This is a genomic window from Haloprofundus sp. MHR1 (assembly GCF_005155585.1).
In the GTDB taxonomy this organism is placed as follows: Archaea; Halobacteriota; Halobacteria; order Halobacteriales; family Haloferacaceae; genus Haloprofundus; species Haloprofundus halophilus.
Window position 1 is genome coordinate 1,553,863 of the sequence record NZ_CP039833.1, and the last position, 20,705, is coordinate 1,574,567.

25 protein-coding genes are annotated in these 20,705 nt (G+C 67.8%); 10 read left to right on the forward strand and 15 right to left on the reverse strand.

Features of this window, described 5'->3' with window-relative positions:
- Window positions 1-24 precede the first annotated feature (24 nt).
- Entirely contained in the window at window positions 25-1,050 is a 1,026-nt protein-coding gene (locus FCF25_RS07795) for a low specificity L-threonine aldolase (protein ID WP_137048051.1), read from the reverse strand.
- A gap of 346 nt (window positions 1,051-1,396) precedes the next feature.
- On the opposite strand from FCF25_RS07795, the gene FCF25_RS07800 reads away from it, so the two are divergent.
- Window positions 1,397-2,482 carry an aminopeptidase gene (locus FCF25_RS07800; RefSeq protein ID WP_137048053.1) on the forward strand — a complete coding sequence of 362 codons (1,086 nt, stop codon included), beginning with the start codon at window positions 1,397-1,399 and terminating at the stop codon, window positions 2,480-2,482.
- Between the two features lie 47 nt (window positions 2,483-2,529).
- Here FCF25_RS07800 and lrp read toward each other — a convergent pair whose 3' ends face one another.
- Entirely contained in the window at window positions 2,530-2,988 is a 459-nt protein-coding gene (gene lrp / locus FCF25_RS07805; protein WP_117593413.1) for an HTH-type transcriptional regulator Lrp, read from the reverse strand.
- 126 nt (window positions 2,989-3,114) lie between these two features.
- Between lrp and glnA the strand changes: the two genes are divergently transcribed.
- On the forward strand, window positions 3,115-4,485 hold the full coding sequence (gene glnA, locus FCF25_RS07810; RefSeq protein WP_117593411.1) for a type I glutamate--ammonia ligase: 1,371 nt from the start codon (window positions 3,115-3,117) through the stop codon (window positions 4,483-4,485).
- A gap of 9 nt (window positions 4,486-4,494) precedes the next feature.
- Here glnA and FCF25_RS07815 read toward each other — a convergent pair whose 3' ends face one another.
- The 3 genes from FCF25_RS07815 to FCF25_RS07825 all read right to left on the reverse strand — a co-directional run bounded on the left by FCF25_RS07815 (window position 4,495) and on the right by FCF25_RS07825 (window position 8,014).
- Window positions 4,495-5,418 (reverse strand): phosphatase PAP2 family protein, encoded by a 924-nt coding sequence (locus FCF25_RS07815; RefSeq protein WP_137048054.1) that lies wholly within the window; start codon window positions 5,416-5,418, stop codon window positions 4,495-4,497.
- Between the two features lie 25 nt (window positions 5,419-5,443).
- Window positions 5,444-6,676 carry a YihY/virulence factor BrkB family protein gene (locus FCF25_RS07820; RefSeq protein WP_232819707.1) on the reverse strand — a complete coding sequence of 411 codons (1,233 nt, stop codon included), beginning with the start codon at window positions 6,674-6,676 and terminating at the stop codon, window positions 5,444-5,446.
- 213 nt (window positions 6,677-6,889) lie between these two features.
- Window positions 6,890-8,014: a tRNA (guanine(26)-N(2))-dimethyltransferase gene (locus tag FCF25_RS07825; protein ID WP_137048056.1), complete on the reverse strand. Its 1,125-nt coding sequence runs from the start codon at window positions 8,012-8,014 to the stop codon at window positions 6,890-6,892.
- A gap of 203 nt (window positions 8,015-8,217) precedes the next feature.
- Between FCF25_RS07825 and FCF25_RS07830 the strand changes: the two genes are divergently transcribed.
- On the forward strand, window positions 8,218-8,574 hold the full coding sequence (locus tag FCF25_RS07830; protein WP_117593403.1) for a hypothetical protein: 357 nt from the start codon (window positions 8,218-8,220) through the stop codon (window positions 8,572-8,574).
- A 13-nt stretch (window positions 8,575-8,587) separates the two neighbouring features.
- On the opposite strand, the gene FCF25_RS15580 is transcribed toward FCF25_RS07830, so the two are convergent.
- Entirely contained in the window at window positions 8,588-8,740 is a 153-nt protein-coding gene (locus tag FCF25_RS15580; RefSeq protein WP_157972685.1) for a hypothetical protein, read from the reverse strand.
- Window positions 8,741-8,922: 182 nt separating this feature from the next.
- On the opposite strand from FCF25_RS15580, the gene FCF25_RS07835 reads away from it, so the two are divergent.
- Together FCF25_RS07835 and prs are read left to right on the forward strand one after the other, a co-directional pair.
- Window positions 8,923-9,741, forward strand: coding sequence for a hypothetical protein (locus FCF25_RS07835; protein WP_137048057.1), 819 nt, complete (start codon window positions 8,923-8,925; stop codon window positions 9,739-9,741).
- Between the two features lie 75 nt (window positions 9,742-9,816).
- Window positions 9,817-10,668 carry a ribose-phosphate diphosphokinase gene (gene prs, locus FCF25_RS07840; RefSeq protein WP_137048059.1) on the forward strand — a complete coding sequence of 284 codons (852 nt, stop codon included), beginning with the start codon at window positions 9,817-9,819 and terminating at the stop codon, window positions 10,666-10,668.
- Window positions 10,669-10,677: 9 nt separating this feature from the next.
- Here prs and FCF25_RS07845 read toward each other — a convergent pair whose 3' ends face one another.
- Window positions 10,678-10,932 carry a hypothetical protein gene (locus FCF25_RS07845; RefSeq protein ID WP_137048061.1) on the reverse strand — a complete coding sequence of 85 codons (255 nt, stop codon included), beginning with the start codon at window positions 10,930-10,932 and terminating at the stop codon, window positions 10,678-10,680.
- A 121-nt stretch (window positions 10,933-11,053) separates the two neighbouring features.
- Here FCF25_RS07845 and FCF25_RS07850 point away from each other — a divergent pair, with 121 nt between their 5' ends.
- The 4 genes from FCF25_RS07850 to FCF25_RS07865 all read left to right on the forward strand — a co-directional run bounded on the left by FCF25_RS07850 (window position 11,054) and on the right by FCF25_RS07865 (window position 13,290).
- Window positions 11,054-11,263 (forward strand): hypothetical protein, encoded by a 210-nt coding sequence (locus FCF25_RS07850; RefSeq protein WP_137048062.1) that lies wholly within the window; start codon window positions 11,054-11,056, stop codon window positions 11,261-11,263.
- A 67-nt stretch (window positions 11,264-11,330) separates the two neighbouring features.
- The gene (locus tag FCF25_RS07855; protein WP_137048064.1) at window positions 11,331-11,948 is read left to right on the forward strand and encodes a uracil-DNA glycosylase family protein; all 618 of its coding nucleotides are present in this window, start codon (window positions 11,331-11,333) and stop codon (window positions 11,946-11,948) included.
- A 69-nt stretch (window positions 11,949-12,017) separates the two neighbouring features.
- Complete coding sequence (locus FCF25_RS07860; RefSeq protein WP_117593391.1) at window positions 12,018-12,437, forward strand: HIT family protein; 420 nt, start codon at window positions 12,018-12,020, stop codon at window positions 12,435-12,437.
- A 94-nt stretch (window positions 12,438-12,531) separates the two neighbouring features.
- Window positions 12,532-13,290 (forward strand): CpsD/CapB family tyrosine-protein kinase, encoded by a 759-nt coding sequence (locus tag FCF25_RS07865; RefSeq protein WP_137048066.1) that lies wholly within the window; start codon window positions 12,532-12,534, stop codon window positions 13,288-13,290.
- 4 nt (window positions 13,291-13,294) lie between these two features.
- Here FCF25_RS07865 and FCF25_RS07870 read toward each other — a convergent pair whose 3' ends face one another.
- A complete protein-coding gene (locus FCF25_RS07870; RefSeq protein WP_137048068.1) occupies window positions 13,295-13,810 on the reverse strand; it encodes a hypothetical protein in 516 nt (171 codons plus the stop codon).
- A gap of 169 nt (window positions 13,811-13,979) precedes the next feature.
- Here FCF25_RS07870 and FCF25_RS07875 point away from each other — a divergent pair, with 169 nt between their 5' ends.
- Window positions 13,980-14,843 (forward strand): transcription initiation factor IIB family protein, encoded by an 864-nt coding sequence (locus tag FCF25_RS07875; RefSeq protein ID WP_137048070.1) that lies wholly within the window; start codon window positions 13,980-13,982, stop codon window positions 14,841-14,843.
- 21 nt (window positions 14,844-14,864) lie between these two features.
- Here the strand turns inward: FCF25_RS07875 and FCF25_RS07880 are convergent, their stop codons facing one another.
- The 7 genes from FCF25_RS07880 to FCF25_RS07910 form a co-directional block, all read right to left on the reverse strand.
- The gene (locus tag FCF25_RS07880) at window positions 14,865-15,557 is read right to left on the reverse strand and encodes a MinD/ParA family protein (protein WP_117593383.1); all 693 of its coding nucleotides are present in this window, start codon (window positions 15,555-15,557) and stop codon (window positions 14,865-14,867) included.
- Window positions 15,554-16,321 carry a hypothetical protein gene (locus FCF25_RS07885; protein ID WP_137048071.1) on the reverse strand — a complete coding sequence of 256 codons (768 nt, stop codon included), beginning with the start codon at window positions 16,319-16,321 and terminating at the stop codon, window positions 15,554-15,556. The genes FCF25_RS07880 and FCF25_RS07885 overlap by 4 nt, the downstream gene beginning before the upstream one ends.
- A 25-nt stretch (window positions 16,322-16,346) precedes the next feature.
- A complete protein-coding gene (locus tag FCF25_RS07890; RefSeq protein WP_137048073.1) occupies window positions 16,347-17,186 on the reverse strand; it encodes a hypothetical protein in 840 nt (279 codons plus the stop codon).
- Window positions 17,183-17,521 carry a hypothetical protein gene (locus FCF25_RS07895; RefSeq protein WP_137048075.1) on the reverse strand — a complete coding sequence of 113 codons (339 nt, stop codon included), beginning with the start codon at window positions 17,519-17,521 and terminating at the stop codon, window positions 17,183-17,185. The genes FCF25_RS07890 and FCF25_RS07895 overlap by 4 nt, the downstream gene beginning before the upstream one ends.
- A gap of 40 nt (window positions 17,522-17,561) precedes the next feature.
- Window positions 17,562-18,182 carry a hypothetical protein gene (locus FCF25_RS07900; protein WP_198665664.1) on the reverse strand — a complete coding sequence of 207 codons (621 nt, stop codon included), beginning with the start codon at window positions 18,180-18,182 and terminating at the stop codon, window positions 17,562-17,564.
- Window positions 18,183-18,312: 130 nt separating this feature from the next.
- A complete protein-coding gene (locus FCF25_RS07905) occupies window positions 18,313-18,594 on the reverse strand; it encodes a hypothetical protein (protein ID WP_137048077.1) in 282 nt (93 codons plus the stop codon).
- Window position 18,595: 1 nt separating this feature from the next.
- Window positions 18,596-20,701 carry a minichromosome maintenance protein MCM gene (locus tag FCF25_RS07910; protein ID WP_117593373.1) on the reverse strand — a complete coding sequence of 702 codons (2,106 nt, stop codon included), beginning with the start codon at window positions 20,699-20,701 and terminating at the stop codon, window positions 18,596-18,598.
- Window positions 20,702-20,705 lie beyond the last annotated feature (4 nt).

Genomic DNA, 20,705 nt, shown 5'->3' on the forward strand with positions numbered 1-20,705 from the left:
CCTCGTCCGGCGTCCGCACCCCGTCTACGCCGACTCGACGGCCACGGGAATGCGGTCGAGCGCCTCCTCGACGTCGGCCGCGGAGACGTCCCAGTTCGTACAGAGTCGGACGGTCGTCTCGCCGAACGCCCCGCAGGCGACGCCCTCGTCGACGCACGCGTCGACGAACTCGTCGGCGGTCAGCCCCGCGCCGGCGACGTCGACGACGACGATGTTCGAGTCGGGCGTCGGCGCGCGGAGGCCGTCGATGGCGTCCAGTCCGGCCGCGAGCGTCCGGGCGTTCTCGTGGTCCTCGGCGAGTCGGTCGACGTTGTCGAGCGCGAGGAGGCCGGGCGCGGCGATGATACCCGCCTGACGCATCCCGCCGCCGAGCAGTTTTCTGGTCCGTCGAGCGCGGTCGACGAACTCCTCGTCGCCGGCGAGAATCGAGCCGACGGGCGCGCCGAGCCCCTTCGAGAGACAGAACATCACGCTGTCGACGTTCTCGACCAGGGATTCGGGGTCTTCGTCGAGGGCGACGGCGGCGTTGAACACGCGCGCGCCGTCGAGGTGGACCGGGACGCCGAGGTCGTGAGCCGCCCTCGCCGCGGCGTCGACGTGTTCTTTGGGGACGGCGACGCCGCCGCGACTGTTGTGCGTGTTTTCGAGCGACAGGAGACCCGTGCCGGGTCGGTGGAGGTCCTCCTCGACGTAGCGCTCTCGGACCTGTTCGGGCGTCGGGACGCACCGGTCGCCGCAGTCGATGGTTCGAACTTGGAGCTGCGAGAGCTGGGCGATGCCGCCGAGTTCCCACTTGACGACGTGGGCCTCTTCGTCGCAGAGGATCTCTTGACCGCGGTCGGTGTGGACGCGGACAGCGATCTGGTTGCCCATCGTCCCCGAGGGGACGTACAGCGCGGCCTCTTTGCCGACGAGGTCGGCCGCGCGGCGTTCGAGTTCGTTGACGGTCGGGTCGTCGCGGTAGACGTCGTCGCCGACGTCGGCGTCGCGGGCGGCCTCGCGCATCTCGTCGCTCGGCATCGTGACGGTGTCGCTCCGGAGGTCTATCATACAACGGCGATACCGGCGCAGCGAGAAATAGTCGGTGGTGGCGGAAACGGAGGGGCAGACGGCCGTGAAGCGAATACGATGGCGCGCGGCTCGGTCGCCCTCCGTGGCGACGGGCCGCGCGCGAGGGATGAGCGAACGAAGTGAGCGAATCGGATGGGGAGGCTGTGGTGCGGTCTCTCGGCGCGCCCGGCAGCAGAAACACACCTCCTCTTCACCGGCGGCTCCGCTCTCTGTCCCGGTTCTCGGGTCAGCGGTCACTCACCGACTCGCCGCCCACGCCGCGAAATCACGAAATCCAGACGACAACTCCGAAAACCGTATCCACTCACCGCAAGAACCCCGTGTCATGGACCCGCGTATCCGCGAACACGCACAGACCATCGTCGACCACTCGACGGATATCGACGCGGGCGACAACGTCGTCGTCCACGTGCCGAGCGAGGCCGAGGACCTCGCCGTCGCGCTGCACGAACTCATCGGCGACCGCGGCGCGAACCCCATCTTCCTGAACAACTCCGACCGCGCCGAGCGCGCGTTCCTCCGCGCGCGCGAGGACGAGTTCGACACCCCGGCGCACAAGCTCGCGCTCTACGAGGAGATGGACGTGTACATCGTCGCCCGAAGCGGCGGTAACGTCTCCGAGAAAGCCGACGTGGCCCCCGAGACGAACGCCGCGTTCCGCCGCGCAGAGCAAGAAATCCTCCACGAGCGCCTCTCGAAGACGTGGTGTCTCACCCAGTACCCGACGACGGGTCACGCCCAGCTCGCGGGGATGAGCACCGAGGGTTACGAGAACTTCGTCTGGGACGCCGTCACGCTCGACTGGGACGCCCAGCGCGAGTTCCAACAGCAGATGGTCGACCTGATGAACGACGCCGACGAGGTACGCATCACCTCGGGCGAGGAGACGGACGTGACGATGAGCCTCGCGGGCAACGAGACCATCAACGACTACGGCGAGGCGAACCTCCCCGGCGGCGAGGTGTTCACCGCGCCGGTCAAGGACAGCGTCGAGGGCGATGTCTACTTCGACCTGCCGCTGTACCGCTACGGCCGCGAAATCGAGGGGGCGCGCCTGACGTTCGAGAACGGAAAGGTCGTCTCTCACAGCGCCGAACGCAACGAAGAGCTACTCACGAGCATCCTCGACACCGACGAGGGCTCTCGCTACCTCGGCGAACTCGGCATCGGGATGAACCGCGCCATCGACCAGTTCACCTACAACATGCTGTTCGACGAGAAGATGGGCGACACCGTCCACATGGCCGTCGGCAGCGCCTACGCCGAGTGCGTCGGCGAGGAGAACGAGGTCAACGAGTCCGCCGAACACGTCGACATGATCGTCGACATGAGCGAGAACTCGACCATCGAACTCGACGGCGAAGTCGTGCAGCGCAACGGCACGTTCGTGTTCGAGGAAGACTTCGAGTAGCGGTCGCTCACCGTCGGCGAGTTCCGCGAGAACGAGTCGAACTCCGCCTACTCTTCGACGTCGAGTTCGAACTGCTGGTTCTCGACGACGGCGTTGAGCACGACGCTCGTGTTCGACTCGCGGATGTCCGCGTCGGTGAGCAACTCCTTGATCTGCCGGTTCATGCCGTCGGTGTCGGTGAACTTGCCGATGGCGATGACGTCGTAGTCGCCCGTCACCTCGTACACCGATATCATCTGCTTCTGCTCCTGCAGTCGCTCGGTGATGTCGGGGAGCGCACTACCTTCGACCTTCAACTGGATAACCGCCGTCACGTCGTAGCCGAGCGCGTCGTAGTTGACGATGGGCGTGTAGCCTTCGACGACGCCTTCCGCCTCCAGGTCGCGGAGGTGGTTCGAGATGGTCGTGACCGACACGTCGAGTTCTTCGGCGAGACTACGAAGGCTCGCGCGTCCGTCGCCAAGCAGTGCATTGATGAGTTTTGCATCGAGGTTTTCGTACGTCATTACACCCACGCACACACTGGGGGCATTAGAATTTAACGAATATCCAATTCTAGAACGTTGGCGGGTGTTTTGCGGTAAGCGACAACGTCTTTATACTGGGTGTGCACGCATAGACTGTCCAGAAACATGACGGACGAAAACGCATCTCCAGACGGGGGGTTGAGCACTGAAGCGCAGGCAGTCATCGACGAGATCGAGTCGGAAAACGTCGACTTCCTCCGCCTCCAGTTCACCGATATTCTCGGTACGGTCAAAAACGTCGCCGTTCCGGCCACGCAGGCCGAGAAGGCGTTCACCGAAGGCATCTACTTCGACGGTTCGAGCATCGAAGGGTTCGTCCGCATCCAGGAGTCCGACATGCGCCTCAAGCCGGACCCCGAAACCTTCGCGATTCTCCCGTGGAGGAAGACGGAGGGCGGCGCGTCGGCCCGCCTCATCTGCGACGTCATCGACACCTCGACGGGCGAACCGTTCGAGGGTGACCCCCGTTACGTCCTCAAGCAGGCGATCGCCCGCGCCGAGGAGATGGGATACGACATCAACGCCGCGCCCGAACCCGAGTTCTTCCTCTTCGAGGAGGACGAGGAGGGCCGCGCGACGAGAAAGACCAACGACGCCGGCGGTTACTTCGACCTCGCGCCGAAGGACCTCGCCTCCGACGTCCGCCGCGACATCATCTACGGCCTCGAGTCGATGGGCTTCGAGATCGAAGCTAGCCACCACGAGGTCGCCGAGGGCCAGCACGAGATCAACTTCACCTACGACGACGCGCTGACCACGGCCGACAACGTCGGGACGTTCCGCACGGTCGTTCGCGCCATCGCGGCCGAGCACGACCTGCACGCGACGTTCATGCCCAAGCCCATCGCGAAGATCAACGGCTCGGGGATGCACACCCACATCTCGCTGTTCGAAGACGGCGAGAACGCCTTCCACGACGACGACGACGAGTTCGACCTCTCGGAGACCGCGAAGCAGTTCCTCCAGGGTATCCTCGAACACGCGCCCGCCATCACCGCCATCTGCAACCCGACGGTCAACAGCTACAAGCGTCTCGTCCCCGGCTACGAGGCCCCCGTCTACGTCGCCTGGTCCGACCGCAACCGCTCGGCGCTCATCCGCAAACCGGCCGCGCGCGTCCCGGCCGCCTCCCGCATCGAACTCCGCTCGCCCGACCCGTCGTGCAACCCCTACCTCGCGCTCGCCGTGATGATTCACGCGGGTCTCGACGGCATCGAGCAGGAACTCGAAGCGCCCGACCCGGTGAGAGACAACATCTACGAGTTCGACGAGCAGAAGCGCGAGGAGTACGGTATCGAGACGCTTCCGGGCAACCTCGGCGAAGCCGTGGCCGCGCTCGAAGCGGACGAAGACGTTCAGGAAGCGCTCGGCGAGCACATCTGCGAGAAGTTCATCGAAGCGAAGACGCAGGAGTACGACGAGTACCGCGTCGACGTCTCCGACTGGGAAGTCGAGCGCTACCTCGAGACGTTCTGAACGGCCGGCTCAGGCCGCCCGAGACGTTTCCCCGCCGCTCTTTTCGCCGCCGAGACGCCCCGACAGCGCCGGCAGCGCGACGAGAATCGAGAGCCCCGTCGCCCCTGCGACGAGCGAGACGACCGGCCCCGGTTCGACGAGATACGCGCTCACCCACGGCAGACCCGACAGCGCGATACCCACGACGGCGACGGGCACCGAGACGGGGTTCGACAGCTGCGAGGCGTCGAGGCGCTGCCACACGACCCCGCCGGCGATGCCCGCACCCAGCGCCGTCGCCATCGGACCGAGTTCGGAAGGGACTCCGCGGAACACCACTACGGCGAGTCCCGCCGCGGCTGCGACTGCGGCGACGCCGAACGCGCGGGCGGGGTTGCCGTCGGCGACTCGGAGCGCCACTGCGAGATAGGCGAGACCGACGGCGACGCCGGCGACGACGTCCACGAGATAGTGGACTCCCAGGACGAGCCTCGCGAGGCAGACGAGGCCGACCAGCGTCCCCGCGACGAGCGTCCGCTTCCGTCGGTTCCACACGTCGAGAACCGCCGCTGCGCCGCCGTAGGCCACGGTCGTCCCGATGGCGTGGCCGCTCGGAAAGCCGAGCCCGTCACCGGTCGCGGCGTTGAGATACACCGTCTCCAGCATCGCCGGTAGCCACGGCGGAATCGACGCCGTCCCGGCGTCGGGGGGCCTCGAAAACCCGAACGCCGCCTTGAGCGCGAGCGTCGTCGCCAGCGCGCCGACAGAGAGCGCGACCAGGAGCGCCCCGGTCCGACGCGGGTGGCGGGCGATACGCTCGCCGGCGAGCAAGTACAGAAGCCCGAGCGTCGCAAAGAGAAACCACACGTCGCCGAGTTGGGTGACGAGCGCGAACGCGGCGACGAACGGCTCCGGGAGGTTCGAGAGCGTCTCAGTGAATCCCAGTCCACGCATCGGTCGTTGTTGCGGTTCGATTCGCTTAGGAGCGTCGCTTGCGGACCCAGTCGGCTGCTCGACTCGGGACGCCGAGGGCGTTGAGGCCGACGCCGACGACGACGAAGACGACGTAGAGGCCGAGCGTCGACAGGAAGATGATGAGCATCGCCAGCACGGCGACGAGCGGCGCTTCGCCGAGGTAGTAGAACGCGCCGAGCGTCAGCACCGTCCCGTAGAGGAGCACGAGGTACGGCCCCCATCCGCGGGCTTTCCCGCGTCGCATCCGTCCGCGAACGTAGCGTTTCAGTTCCGCTTCGAGTTTCGGCTTGTCGACTGTCCGCTCGTTCACGTCCGACTCGAAGGCGTCGAGTTCCGCCTGCAGCTCCTCGACTTGGCGCGACAGTTCGGCGATGTCGGGCGCGCCGCTCGGTTCTACGTCCTCGTCTCGTCGCGCTTCCGTCTCTCGTCGTGCCTCCTCCTCGGACATGTCGCTTGGTTTCTCCTGTCGGGCCCCTTCCTGTTGTACCTGCCGGTCCGTGAGACGGTTCGAGAGAACGGCATTCACCACCGCGCCGACGAGGATGATGGTGCCGCCGAAGTAGAACCACGTGAGAAGCAGCAGGATACCGCCGAGCAGTCCGCCGACGCCGCTGGAGGCGGCGGCGTAGATGCCGAACACCGCGCCGAGAACCGACCACCCGACGGCGGCGAACACCGTTCCCGGGAGCACCTCTCGGGGGGTGACGCCCACGTCCGGAAAGACGTAGTACAGCGGGAAGAACGCCGCACAGAGCGTCAAGAGCAGCATAACCGGCCCGATGAGGCCGATGTACGGAATCGGCAGCAGGGCGATAACCGCGCTGACGGCGATGACGCCGACGACGCCCGCGCCGATGGCACCGAGGACGATGAGGCCGTCCTTCACCTGGTCGGCGATGCCGCCGGTCTCGGAACCGTACACCCGCGAGAACGCGGTGTCGACGCCGCGGAACAGCTTGAGCGCCCCCCACGTCGTAAGGAGGAGACTCACGACGCCGAGGCCGCCTTGAGCCGCCTGGTCGGTCATCGCGCTGAGAACCGCGTCCTGCGCCGACGGGACGAGATACTGCTCGGCCAGCGTCATGACTTCGCCTCGCAGCGCTTCGCCGCCGACGAGCCCCGCGAGGACGACCGCGAGCACCAACAGCGGTATCAGCGAGACGAACGCGTAGTAGGAGATGCTCGCCGCCAGAAACGTCACTTCGCGCTCCTGCACCTCCGTTACGACGGCCCGCACGGTACCGAGGTAACCGGAAGACGTGTTGAGAGATGCCGATGACACGTGGCAACGTTCGGTAACAATCTACAAGTAATCGATGGACACTATCAGCCACAGCGAGCGCACCGGAGCGTTGTTACGGTAGCGCGCCAGCGCACCGGAGCGTCAGCGCACTGGAGCGTCAGCGCATCGGAGTCAACGTAATCGTCGGCTTCGACACCCGAACTCGGTTCACTCCGGCCGCGTCGCCTCGCGCATCTCGGCGACGCTCGCGTCCGTCTTGAACGCGGTGCCGCTGTAGTGCGCCTTCGACGCCTCGAAGCCCGCCTCGCGGAGGTCCGAGAGGAACTCGTCCATCGCGTTCGCCGAGCGGTTCCACTGCTTGCAGAGGCGGTGCTGGTCGTAGTGGGTCGGCCGGTCTATCTCCTCGGCGATGGTCGACAGCATCCGCGACGCGCGCTTCTTCGTTCCCATCCCGTCGTCGAGATGCGAGCGAACCGAGCGGGCGAAGTCGCTCTTTGCGGTCTGACCGAGCCATATCGGTCCCGCAGAGAGCAGACGGTTGCTCCCGCAAGCGGGGCACTCCTCCGGCGGATGCGACAACAGGCCGAACTCGTGGGTTCGGCTGAGACAGTCCTCGCAGCTGTGGACGTAGCCCAACTGCTCGACGAGCGCGTCGGCGCTGGTCGCGCGGTGGTCGAGTTCGAGGTACGTCCGCGCGTAGTGTCTCGACACGTGCGAGAGAATCGGCTTCGCGGCGACGTCGTAGCGAGCGGCGGTCCGAATCAGCGCCGACAGGAGGACGCGAAGCCCCATCTCGGCGTGGAAGTCGGTGTTCTGCGGGAGCGTCGAGTACTTCCGAATCCCGCTGTTCTGGTGCGCTCCGCACAGCGGCGCGGTGTCGGTGGCGGTGACGCAGACCATGTTCCGCGCGTTCGACAGCGCCGCGTCGGCGAAGGGGATGGGCGTCCCGAACGGGTCGACGTCGACCACGTCGTACACCTCGCGGTCCCCGTACAGCAGCGCGTTGACGTTCTGTTCGAGTATCTCTCCCTCCAATCCGTTGCGTTCGAGGTTCGACCGCGCGAGTTCGACCGCCTCGGAATCGATGTCCGCGCCGGTGACGCGCCAGCCGTCGGCGGCGGCGCGGACCGCCCGAATCCCGCTGGCCGTCATCGCGTCGAGGTACGTCTCCGCGCGCGGCTCTCGCTCCTCGTACGCGCGGAGCGCCGCTATCGTCACGTCGCGGTTCAGTTCCTGTGTCGGGTTGAAGAACACCCCGTCGCCCGCGCCCTCGCTGGCTCCGTCGCGGGAGTCGGCGACCTCGATGTCGACGCCGCCTTCGCGTATCTGCATACTCGGAGTCGCCCGGCGGCGGCGAAAAGTGGCGCGGTCCGGGTTCGCTTCGCTCGGGTTCGGTCGCTGCCCCGCCCCGTCCCGCCGCCGCCCTGCCGCCGCCCTGCCCCGCCCCGTCCCGCCGCCGCCCTGCCCCGCCGCTGCCCTGCCCTGCCGCCACCAGCATCGAACGCGTTTTGTGGGGCCCCCGAGAATCCGGCGTCGTGAACGACGGCGACGGCGACGACGACTGGCAGGCCGCACTTACCGAGGCCGGAAAGCTCACCGGGCCGGTAGTCGAGACGCTCGTCTCCGCACACGGGACGCGCGCGACACAGGCCATCGAAGCCGTCTCCGAGCGCCGCGTCAAGCGCTACCGGGACTTCACCGTCGTCGTCGGCTACGCCGAGGAGTACGTCGTCGAGGAGGGAAGCTGCACCTGCAAGGACAGTTCGTACAACCTCGACCCGGACGACCCCGACCAGCGGTGTTGGCACGCGCTCGCCGTCGACATCGCCGACGCGCTGGAACTCGTCGACCACCACGACATGTGGTACTCCGACGTCCGCGAGTTCCTCTGAGCCGACCTCCCGGTCAGGAGTTCTCGAACCCTCTGACCTCGAAGTCGGCTCGCTGGCAGTCGGGACAGTCTCTCACTCCGTACGGTCGGAGCGTCCCGTCGTCGCGTTTCTCGCCGGGCAGCGCCCGGTCGCAGTGTTGACAGATGAGCAGTACTTTCTGTGACACGGCTGGTATGTGTGTTGTCGGGGGGTGTCGGCGCGATGCGGCCTCGCGCGGATTCGATTCCTCTCTATCTACTCTCAGACTGCTGACGTTCTCTCGTCGCTTCAATCATACGGTTTACACTTTGTCCGCGTGGGGAGTTCGAAGACGGAACGTTTTCGCACACCGGCGTCGACTACGGACGTATGTCAACCATCGACGAGAAGCGGGTCTACGCCGACAAGAGCGGCAAGACGGAGCTGTTCGTCGCCGCGGCGCTCGGCGTCGTCGCCGTCGACGTCTCCGACGACAGAATCGGCGGGTTCGGCATCGAACGCCGATGTACGGCGCTCGACGTCGCCGGCGAGGGCGGGCGAATCGCCGTCGCCACTGACGAGGCGACACTCCTCGACGACGGCCGCGGCGAGGGGTTCGAGGAGGTAGGGTTCGGTTCGGCCGTCGCCGTCGGATTCGACGGCGATACGCTGCTCGCCGCCGACGGCTCCGGCCGCGTCGCGCGCTGCTCCGCCGACGCGGCGACCGACCCGGACTCGTGGACCACCGCGGGAGAGGTCGACAACCCGCGAGCGATAGACGGCGCGCTCGTCGCGGCCGCCGACGGCGTCCACCGCGCCGACGACGGAGGCCTCTCGCACGTCGGACTCGACGACGCGCGCGACGTGTCGGCGGCGGGCGTCCCGCTGGCGGCGACCGGGTCCGGCCTCTACGCGCTCGGAAACGGCTGGATGGACGCGCTCTCGGGGTCGTTCCGCGTCGTCGCCAGCGACGGTCGGCGCGCTCACGCCGTCGGCGACGGTCGCGTCTTCTCGCGCACGGAGGAGAACGAGTGGGAGGCCGTCGACGCGCCGGTCGACGAACGGATCGTCGGCGTGACCCACGGCCCGGCGACGTACGCCGTCACCGAGTCGGGAACGCTGCTGTTGGATGCGGGCGACGGCTGGCGCTCGCAGACGCTCGGCCTCGACGGCATTGCGGGCGTCGCCCACCGGTTCGTCGAGGAGTGAGCGGATCACCGAGAGACCGTCCCACCGCGCGGCGGTAACGAAAACGGGTTTAGGCCGGGACGAGGAGACGCACCTATGATACTGTCCGGTTCCACCTCGCAGGCGCTGTCGGCCGCACTCGCCGCCGAGACGGGCGAGTCGTTGGCCGTCGCGGAGTACGACCGCTTCCCCGACGGCGAACTGCTCGCCTCGGTTCCGACGTTCGACGACGACCGCGCCGTCGTCGTCTGCGCGACCACTTCGTCGGACGCGCACCTCGAACTGCTGCAGCTGCAGGACGCCGCGCGGGAGGCCGGCGCGGCGGAGATCGTCACGGTCGTCCCGTACATGGGGTACAGCCGTCAGGACAGCGCGTTCAAACCCGGCCAGCCGGTCTCCGCTCGCGCCGTCGCCCGCGCCATCAGCTCCGGCACCGACCGGGTCGTGCTCGTGACCCCGCACGAGGAGAGCGTCGCCGACTTCTTCGAGGTTCCGTGCGAGTCGGCCGACGCCTCGTCGCTCCTCGCCGACCCCCTCCCCGACGACCTCGACGAGCCGCTGTTTCTCGGTCCGGACGAGAGCGCTCAGGAACTCGCTGAACGCGTCCGCGACGTCTACGGCGCGGGCGACACCGACTACTTCGAGAAGACGCGCGACTACGACACCGGCGAGGTGAGCGTCCGACCGAGCGACGCCTCCGTCGAAAACCGGGACGTAGTGGTCGTCGACGACATCATCGCCACCGGGTCGACGATGAGCGAGGCGGTCAGCGCGCTCGCCGACCGAGGGGCGAACGACGTCTTCGCCACCTGCGTCCACCCGGTGCTCACGGGGAACGCGCGGACGAAGCTCGCCGCCGCGGGAATCGAAGCAGTGTACGGAACCGACACGGTCGAACGAGACGTGAGCGCCGTCAGCGTGGCGCCAGTCGTCGCCGACGCGCTCTGAGCTCGGGAGCTACTCGGCTAGACGAGCGAGCAGCCGTTTCCCGCGCGGAAGCGCTTCGGTGAGTCCCATCAGATACGGACCGAAGTAGAACGCCATCAGTCCGATAACGGCGAGCCACAGCGCCAGTACGGTGTCGCCGGTGGCCATCGTTTCGAGCGCGAGCCGCTCGATGTAGACGCCGAGCGTCGAGAGGGCGGCAGCGCCGCTGGCGAAGAACAACACCGAGAAGAACTCCGGCAGCAGTTCGAGGAGTGATTCGAGCATCTCCCTCCTCTCCGCCCCTCTTCCACCTCACTCTTTCGCTCCCGAGGGGTGGGAGCGAAGCGGGTTTCGGCCGGTCGGTCCGGCGCGAACGCTTATCAACTGCCGACCGTGAACTGGTGGTATGGCTCGCAGTCTCTGGGAGGTGTTTCTCGCTCTCGTCGGACGCGGAGACGACGACTCCGGCGAAGACGAGGACCCCCGGTTCGTCCCGTCGCCGCTGGACCTGTCGGTTCGGACCGCGCACGGGGGACGCGACGACGAGGTCGTGCGCGAACTCTCGAAAATCGACGAACGGGCGCGAGAGATAGAAGACCGCCACCGAGGCCGCTGAACGGGACGACGGCGACCACGCCGGATTCGCCGTCCGGCCGACCCGCAGACAACTCCACGTTAGCGTCATGCCGACTCATCCGGACGAATCAGAGAAGAACGTACTCGAACCGGGTTGCGCGCGCTGTCCCGCCCTCGTCGAGTCGCGCACCTGCATCTCGTGGGGGAACGGACCCACCGACGCCGACGTGGTCGTGGTCGGCGAAGCGCCCGGGGCGGGCGACCCCGACGCCGACATCTGGAAGGGCGGCAACCACACCGGGTTCGCCTACACCTCCAAACACTCCGGCCGTCGCATTCGGTCGCTGTTCGAGTCGCTCGGCTACGCCGACCGGACGTACTACACGAACGCCGTGAACTGCTTCCCCGAGGGCGAAGACGGGTCGAACCGCGAACCGACGCCCGAGGAGCGCCGCAACTGCCGCGTCCACCTCGAAACCGAACTCGAAGCGGTGTCGCCCGACCTCGTGGTCACGACCGGGAGACACGCGACGGCGACTCTTCTCGCGTTCGACGACGAACGTCTCGACGGCTTCCTCGACCGGGTGTTGGAGCCGTTCGACTCGGAGGCGCTGGACGTCAGGGTGCTGCCGCTCCTGCACCCGTCGTATCAGGAGGTGTGGCTCTCGCGGTTGGGCTACACGGCGGAGGCGTACCGCGACGCGATCGCCGAGCACCTGCCCTGAGCCGCCGCCGAGGCGACCCGCCTCGCCTCCGTCCGAACTTTCTTGCCGACGGCGAGAGACGCTCACACCATGGCCGACGACTGTATCTTCTGCAAAATCGTCGCGGGCGAGATTCCCGGACGCACCGTCTACGAGACAGACACGGTACTGGCGTTCCTCGACGCCAACCCCCTCGCAGCGGGGCACACGCTCGTCGTCCCCAAGGACCACGCCGAGCGACTCGACGACCTCTCCGACGACGAAGCCGCCGACCTGTTCGCGGCGGTCCACGAACTCACCCCCCGCGTCGAGTCGGCCGTCGACGCCGACGCGGTCACCGTCGGCGTCAACGACGGCAGCGCCGCCGGACAGGAGGTACCGCACGTTCACGTCCACCTCGTGCCGCGCTTCGAGGGCGACGGCGGCGGCCCGATTCACGCCGTCGCGGGCGAGCGACCCGAGCTCTCGGACGAGGAACTCGACGCCATCGCCGACGACATCGCCGGGTGAGTCGGTCGCGCCGTCTCGCGGCGAAACTCGCTTCCGAGTCGAACTGTCCAGAGAACCGTAGATTTTTAGCCGGATGGCGGCACCAACTCGGCGTATGTCTGACACGGTCTCCGCTGCGCTCGTCGGGGCGACCGGCGGCGCGGGGACGACGCGGACGACGCTCGAACTGGCGGCGACGCTCGCAAACGACGGCCGCGACGTCACCATACTCGACGCCGCGTTCGCGACGCAGGGGCTCGCTGACTACCTCGACGGCCGACTCGACACCGACATGACGACGCTCTTGGTCGAACCGGAGACGCCGTTAGAGGCCGGACTCGTCGACGTGCCGCTCCCCGACGCCGTCGCCGGACGCGTCGCCTGCGTCCCCGCCAGCGCGCCGTTCGAGCGCTTCGCCCGCGCGAAGACTGCCGAGGCCGCTCGTCGATTCGAGACGCGCGTCGCCGAGGCCAGCGAGGCCTTCGACCACGTCCTCCTCGACGTGCCGCCGGTCGCCGCCAACCAGTCTATCGCGGCCGCTGACGCTGCCCAACGGGTCGTCACCGTTACACCCGCGACCGACCGCGGCGCGGAGGCGAACCGACGCATCCGCGACAGACTCGCCGACCTCGGTATCGAGAGTCACGCGACCATCGCCACTCGCGGGCGGTTCGAGGCGGCCGACGCGTTCGTCCCCGCCACCGACGCGTCGTTCCCGGCGTCGCTCGACGCCTCCGGGGAGTTCGCGCCGACGGTCGCTCACGCCGCGGAGGTGGTCGTCGCGACCGAACTCGACCTCGAATTCGAAGAGCAGAGCGTTCTCGCCGGCGTCGACGGCTATCTCCCGTCGTCGCTGCGGCGGTTGACGAAGTAACGACTCAGAAGAACTCGCTCGCGTCGCTCATCGTCTCCGCCAGCGCGTCCCGCTTCGCCACCGTCGCGTTCGTGCCGGGCGTCAGTTCGCCGGCCGTCGCGTCGGCCAACTCCTCGACCGGGTCGTGCGTCTCGACGTACGCCGCGAGCGCGAACTCCGTCTTCGACGCTCCGGTGAGCGTCCGCGCCTCCGTCCGAGGGAGTTCGCCGTCGAGCCAGTCCCGGAGAATCTCCCGTGCCGTCGGACTCAGCGGCGTCACGCCCGTCACGCCGCAGCGGTGTAGCGTCTTCGCGGCGGTCATCGGCGCGACGCCCGCCTCGTGTGCGCTCTCGCCGACGCTCGCGCCGCCCGCGTACGCGTCGAACACCGTTGCGGCCGCGTCGGGGTCGCACGGGAGCGACTCGGCGTGCGCGTCGAACCGCTCTCGGAGGTCGACGCCGGTGTCGTCGACGGTGGGGACGCCCCGCGCGTCCTGCTCGGCGGTCACCTCGATGCCCGCGGCGATGTCAGCCAGTCCCATTCTGGCGGCAGGTGCTTCCCCTCCACACTAAAAGTTATCGACGTAGGAGAGTATTCAATAAAACAGAACGAGAACGTATCGGTGACCGATACGCTCTTCGAGCCGTCACACCCCGATTCCCGTCGATTTCTCCCGTGTTTAAATACTCCATCGGGACCGAGTTTCGAGTATGAGCAAGACACAAGCGACCGGTTGCCCCGAATGCGACGGCCGACTGCGGAAGGATAGCAGCGAGACCGTGTGCGCGAACTGCGGCCTCGTCGTCGCCGCCGACCACATCGACCACGGCCCCGAGTGGCGGTCGTTCGCCGACGACGAGACGAACCCCGAGCGGACCGGCGCGCCGCTGACGCGTTCGCGACACGACCGCGGCCTCACTACCGAAATCGGCCGGTCGACCCGAGTCAAAGGCCGTAAGCGTCGCCGTCTGACGCGGATGCGTCGACAGCACAACCGCGCGCGCATCTCCTCGAAGCGCGAGCGCAATCAGGTGTACGCGTTCACCGAAATCCGGCGAGTGACCGGCGCGCTGTCGCTACCGGACCGCGTCCGCGACCACGCCTGTTCGCTGTTTCGCTCGGCCCAGAACGAGAACCTGCTTCGCGGACGCTCGCTGGAGGGGTTCTCCTCGGCGTGCGTCTACGCCGCCTGCCGCGTCGCCGGCGTCTCGCGGACCGTCGACGAAGTGCTCGACGTCGCCCGCGCGACGGAGAACGAACACGGCGCGGCGTACGACGCCCTCAACCGCGACCTCGGGCTTCCGGTCGGCCCCATCTCGCCCGCGGAGTACGTCCCCCGGTTCGCGAGCGAGCTCGACCTCGACTCGGCGGTGGAGCGCCGCGCCCGCGAACTCGCCGCCGAGAGCCACGACAGCGGTCTCGCGGCGGGTCGAAATCCCGGCGGCGTCGCCGCCGCCTGTCTCTACACGGCCGCCCGGAAATTCGACGCGCGGGTGACACAACAGGAGGCGGCCGACGTCGCGGGCGTCACGCCCGTCACGCTCCGGAGCACCTACTACGACCTGCGCGACTGACCGAGCCTTTTTCTCTCGACCTCACCGCCTACAGGACCGGTTACAGGCGCGAACCGCGCCCGCGACCTGCCGGAACGCCCCCGCCGCCTCGCTCTCCGGTGCGGCGGCAACGACGGGGCGCTCGCTCTCGACGGATTCGCCGACTCGCGGGTCCGCGCGGACGGTCGCGACGGGCGCGCCCAACGCTCGGCCGACGGCCCGTTCGGGCGCGGCGTCGACGACGCGGTTCAACACGACGCCGGCGAGGCCCGAACCGAGTTCGCGGGCGAGCGCTCTGCTCCGAACCGCGTCGGCGAGCGCGAACGGTTTCGGCGAGGCGACGACGACGCACGCGTCCGCCAGCGCCAGCGGCACTCCCACGTCGGCGCGCATCCCCGCCGGACAGTCCAGAACGACGGTTCCGTACTCGCGTTCGACCGGCTCCAGCGCCGCCGACAGCGACGCGAGGTCCGCCGCCCGCGCGCCGGCCAGCGACCGCCCGCACGCGAGTACGTCGACCGGTCCACCTCGAACCGCTTCGAGCGGGTCGGCGCGTCCCGCCAGCACGTCGTGGAGGTCGGGGCCCCGCTTCGACGGGAGGTCGGCCATCCCGAGGTCGGCGTCGACGACGAGACTCCGTCTCCGCTCGCCACCTTCGTCGAGGGCTGCGGTCAGGTTGTACGCGACCGTCGACTTGCCGACGCCGCCCTTTCCGCCGACGACGGCGAGAATCACGCCAACCTCCCGAGCGCTTCGACCGGAACGTCCGTCGATTCGGCGCGGTCGGCGAGTCGCTCGGCGTTCGTCGCGATCGCGCGCAACGCCGTGGCGTCGCGTTCGAGTCGCGCGGGCAGTCGCTCCGCGGCCCCGAGGCCGCCGAGCGTTTCGAGCGTCGTCGTCGCTTCCGCCACGGACGCGCCGGTGAGCGTCTCGGCCCGTCCGATGCGCGCCCGAACTCCGTCGAACCACACGTCGACCGGTTCGGGAACTTCGGCCGGAGTCGCCCGACGCTCCGCTCCGTCGCGGCCAGCGTCCCGTTCCGGACCTCTCCGTTCACGTCCGTCGGTTCTGTGCTCGTCGACTCGGTGCTCGTCGACCCGGTGCTCGTCGCCGCTCCCGTCGTTCGGTTCGGGAACCGTGACTGCTTCGCGCGGCGGACGTGCGACGCCACACCGTCGCAGAGCCTCTTCGGTCGTCGGCGTCGCGTCTCGACGCTCGGGTCCGTCTACACGACCCGCTTCGACGAGTTCGACCGGCGGTTCGTCGGCGTCTGCCGGGCAGGCGTAGCCGACGGAAGCGGACTCCGTGGCGGGGACGACCGTTTCGTACCCGCTGTCGTCCCATCCGGCCTCCGGCACGCCGGCACGTCGCGGCGGCAACACCGGTCCGGCGAGTCGGTTCTCGACGCGGATACGCTGGTCGACGCGCGTGTCGTTGGTCACTCGAACGGTCACGAACGAGATGCCCTCGGCGTGGTCGACGCTCCAAGAGAGCTCCATACCCCGGTCTGCCGCGTGACCGTATTTAAACTCGGACGACTCGGGTGTCGAGGGCCGCCGCGGCGGCGTCGGCGTCGTCGAACCGGTCGGCGCACAGGACGACGGGCGCGTCGAGGTCGGCGACGCGGACGGCGGCGAGTCGGGCGACTACGGGGTCACCGCGGAACTCCGTCGGCGCCGCACCCGGCTCGGCTTCGCCGGGCAGCGACCGCAACGCCGACGCGAACTCGTCGTACACTCCTCCGGCGAGGTGGCGACGGGCCGCACGTGCGAGGTTTGCGGCGCGGTCTTCGAGTCGGAGTCGCCGTTCGCGGGCGTCTCGCGCGGCGGCGGCCTCGCGCTCGGCGCGTTCGAGCGCCTGTTCGGCGGCGATCCGCTCCGTCTCGACTTCGGTGAGTCGCCCGGCCGCCTCCGAGAGCGTCTGCCGGACGCCGTCGACGCTCTCGCCCGCCTCACGACGGGCCTGCAGTCTTCCCCGCAGTTCCGCGACGTGTTCTCGAAGCCGCTCCTCGTCCGCACCCACGCTGGCGACGCGGCGACGAGCCGCAGTCGTCTCGACCGTCGGTACGTCGAGTTCCGCGAGCGTCGCTTCGACACTCGCCCGTTCGTCGTCTTCGGGTGCGGTCTGTCCGCGCGACCGCGCCGCCGCCTCCAGCGAGCGTACGACCGAACTCGTCGGCTCTTCGCGGATGCACCACAGCGTCTCGTACCCCTCGCCCGGTTCCGGGCTCTCTACGACGACGCGGCCGTTCGTGTCCCCCGTTGTGGCTTCGTAGACGGCCGTGGGCGCGACGTTCTCCGTTCTGAGGTCGATGGCTCGACCGCTGTACGTCCTCGCGCCGACGCGGACCGTCACGACGCTCACAGCTCTCGGCCGCGCATCCGTTCGGGGTTCGGATAGTCGGTTCCCGCTGCGAACTTCGCGTACGGCGTGCTCGGCGAGTCGCGGGCTTCGTACGCCGTCGCGGCCTCGCGTATGTCCGCTTCCACTTCGGCGAACTCGTTGAACGGCTCGGTCCGCGACAGTTGCACGTCACCGCCGTGTTTCGCTCGCAACCGGAGGGCGAGAAACGCGCCCAACTCGGTCGCTTTGAACAGCGCCGCGCGGCCGAACCGCCTGACGACGGTCGCCTCGTGGCTTTGGCAGACGTTCCGGAGCGTCGCTCGCGCGGCCTGTGAGTACGTGACGACCAGCAGCACGAATACAGCTGTAACCGTTCTAAAATTAAAATCTTCGGAGTTATCGACACCTGACGCGTCGCCCGTCGTCGCGGAGTTCGACGACGGCGTCACAGAGCGAGGCGATGGTCTCGACGGTCTGTTCGTCGTGCGCGCCGGGGTCCATGTGGAAGTGTGCGACGGCGTCGACGGCGTACAGCCGGCCGGTGAGGACGTGGAGGAACTCGTAGGCCGTCTGGAGTTCGACGTACTGCAGCATCGCCGTCAGCGAGTCGACGCAGACGACGGTCCGGTTGCCGTTGTCCCGCCAGCGACTCAGCTGTTCGGTGATACTAATGCCGAGCCCCGTGAGGTCGTTGGGGTTGGCGACGGTTTTGACACCCGTGTCGAGTTGCTTTTCGTCCGCTCCCGCCGTGGCAGGCGCGCCGACGGAGCGCGTCGAATCGCCGACGCTGACGACGCCGACGTTCGCCGGCGGATGCTCGCTGTGGGTTCGCCATCGGCGCAGTTGCGCGTCCGGAGACTTGGTGTACGACACCCACAGCGCGTTCTTGTCGGCGTCGTCGGGGTGCAGCAACTCGATACACGCGTCGCTCTCGCCTTCGTCGAGCGACGGGGACAGGAGGAGCACGCTCGACGCTCCGTCGAACACGCTCTCCACGGCTGTCTCCTCACTTGTCACGACTGAGTGTCTCCCTCACGTTGTCCTTTTGATGTATCGCTGCAACAGACTAAAGTGTTTGCACATCGGTCCCACGTCTCCCTTCTCGTTCGTCGCATCCCCCGGAGAACGTCCGAACCGCCCTCGACGGTCAGTTCGTCTCGACGACCTCGAACGTGAGACCGCCCTCGTCGTCGAGCAGCGACCGAATCCGTTCTTCGGCTTCACGTTCGGAGTCGGCGACGACGACGAGACCGTCGGCGCGGTCGTCGCCCCGTGCGCGATACGCCGAGAGGCCGTCGACCTCGAACTCGGTCGCGTACGTCCGCAAGACGGCGACGACGCGGCGCTCGGCGCTCGCGAGGTCCGCCTCGCCCTCCTCGAACGCCCGAAGCGCCTCCTCGACGTTCCGGAGTGCGGAGATTCGGTCCATCTTACGTCGTTCGGAGGTGGCCCTGCGTCGGTTCGTACAGTTCGCCTTTCCGCTTGAGCCCCTCTATCTCCTGTTCGGCCTTCTGCTCGCTGATACCGAGTTTCTCCTCTGCCTCTTCGAGGATGACCTCGACCGGTGCGCCGCCGTCGTACTCGCCCTCGATGTCGCCGATGAGCTTCCGGAGGTTCATCTTCCGGTCGCGCTGGGTCTTCGACTGCCCCGTCTCGACGACGTCGGCGTCGAACTGTCCCGTCTCGGGGTCGACGCCGATGTCCTGCAGCGTCGACCGCGCGAGGTCGACCGCGCGTTCGGCGTCCTCCGCGTCGACCGTGTCGGACAGTCGGATTCGCGCACTCGCCTCGGCGAGACGGACGAGCGCCTCCAGTTTCCGGGCGGTGACCGGGACGGGGGCGTCCTCGTCGGCCCCCTTCGCGCGCAGGTCGACGTAGAACTCCCGGATCGTCGCCATCGCCTCGTCGGTCATCGTCGGGAAGCAGTTGCGTTTGGCGTACGCGATGTACTTCCGCAGCAGGTCCGCCTCGATGGCCGGCGCCACCTCCTCGGTGACCGCGTCGACCTCCTTCTGGGTGAAGTTCGACGTCGTGAGGTTCGTCCGCTGGGTGTTCAACTCGCCCGCGTAGTTCGTCTGCAGGATGTGGTCGGCGAGTTTACCGTCGTGGTCGGGGTCGGGCTGGTCGGTGACGGTGAAGATGAGGTCGAACCGGGAGATGAGCGCCGGTTCGAGGTTTATCTGCTCGCCGATGGGTTCGTACTGGTCGAACCGACCGTATTTGGGGTTCGCCGCGCCGAGCAGCGAACATCTGGATTTGAGCGTCGCGTTGATGCCCGCCTTCGACACCGAAATCTTCTGCTGTTCGAGCGCCTCGTGCATCGCAGAACGGTCCTCCGGCCGCATCTTGTCCAGTTCGTCCACGGCCGCGATGCCTTTGTCGGCGAGCACGAGCGCACCGGCTTCGAGCGACCACTGCTGGCCGTCGCCGAAGTCGTCGCGGACGGCGGCGGCGGTCAGACCCGCCGAGGACGAACCTTTGCCGGAGGTGTAGACAGACCTCGGCGCGATGTTTTGGATGTACGAGAGCATCTGCGATTTGCCGGTACCGGGGTCCCCTATCAGGAGCATGTGGAGGTCGCCGCGGATACGAGAGCCGTCGGGTAGGTGCTTCGTGACGCCCGAAAAGAGCTGGAGAATCATCGCGAGTTTCTCCTTCTCGTAGCCGTAGATGGCGGGCGCGACGGAGGCGACCATCTCGTCGTAGATGTCCGGGTGCGTCGAGAGCTCGACGATCTCCTCCTTGTCCTCGTCGGTGATGTCCATGTCCTCGAACTCCTCGTCCTCGATGGTCACCGAGACGCCGTCCATGTAGAGGTCGAAGATGGGCGACTTCTCCTGGCCGTTCTTCATCTGCTCGATGTGGAGCACCCCGACCACCGTGACGTGGTCGCCGGCGGTCACTCTCCCCGTGATGTCGTCTTCGACGTTGATGTCGATGCTCTGGGGCGTCTCGCCGCCGCGGAGGCCCTCTGGGCTCTCCTGGACGCGGAGTTTCTGGGAGTCGATGAACTCCGACTGGTCGAAGCTGACCATGAACGGCCCCTGTCGTTCGCAGCCCTGGCACTCGTGCGGTTCCTGGAAACTGCCGTCGGACTGCGGGATGTACGCCATCGTTCCGCAGCGCTGGCACTCGAACGCCGCCTGCGTCACTTTCGGCCGGACGTCGGTCGCTTTGCGAACGATGCCCTGGATGCTCACCATCTTCCCGACGTGGTCGTCGTGGACGCGGATGCCGCGAATCGCGATGCTCTCGGGGAGGTTGTCGAGGCGGACGTGCGCCTGTCCGAGACTGACGTCCGCGGGGAGGTCGTAGAGGCGGAGGGCCTCCTCGGCGTACTCCCGCATCTGCTCGGGGTGCGACTGGTAGTCGTCGGCGAGGTCCGGGTCGAAGCGATAGAGGTCGTCGTAGTCGATGAAGAGCGAGCGCTGCTCGTTGGGGTAGTTCTGGGCGAGCTGCCCGATGCGGTCCCGGTAGTAGTTGCGGTAGAACTGCATGAACCGCTCGGTCAACTCCTGATTCGATGCCTGCGCCATTGAC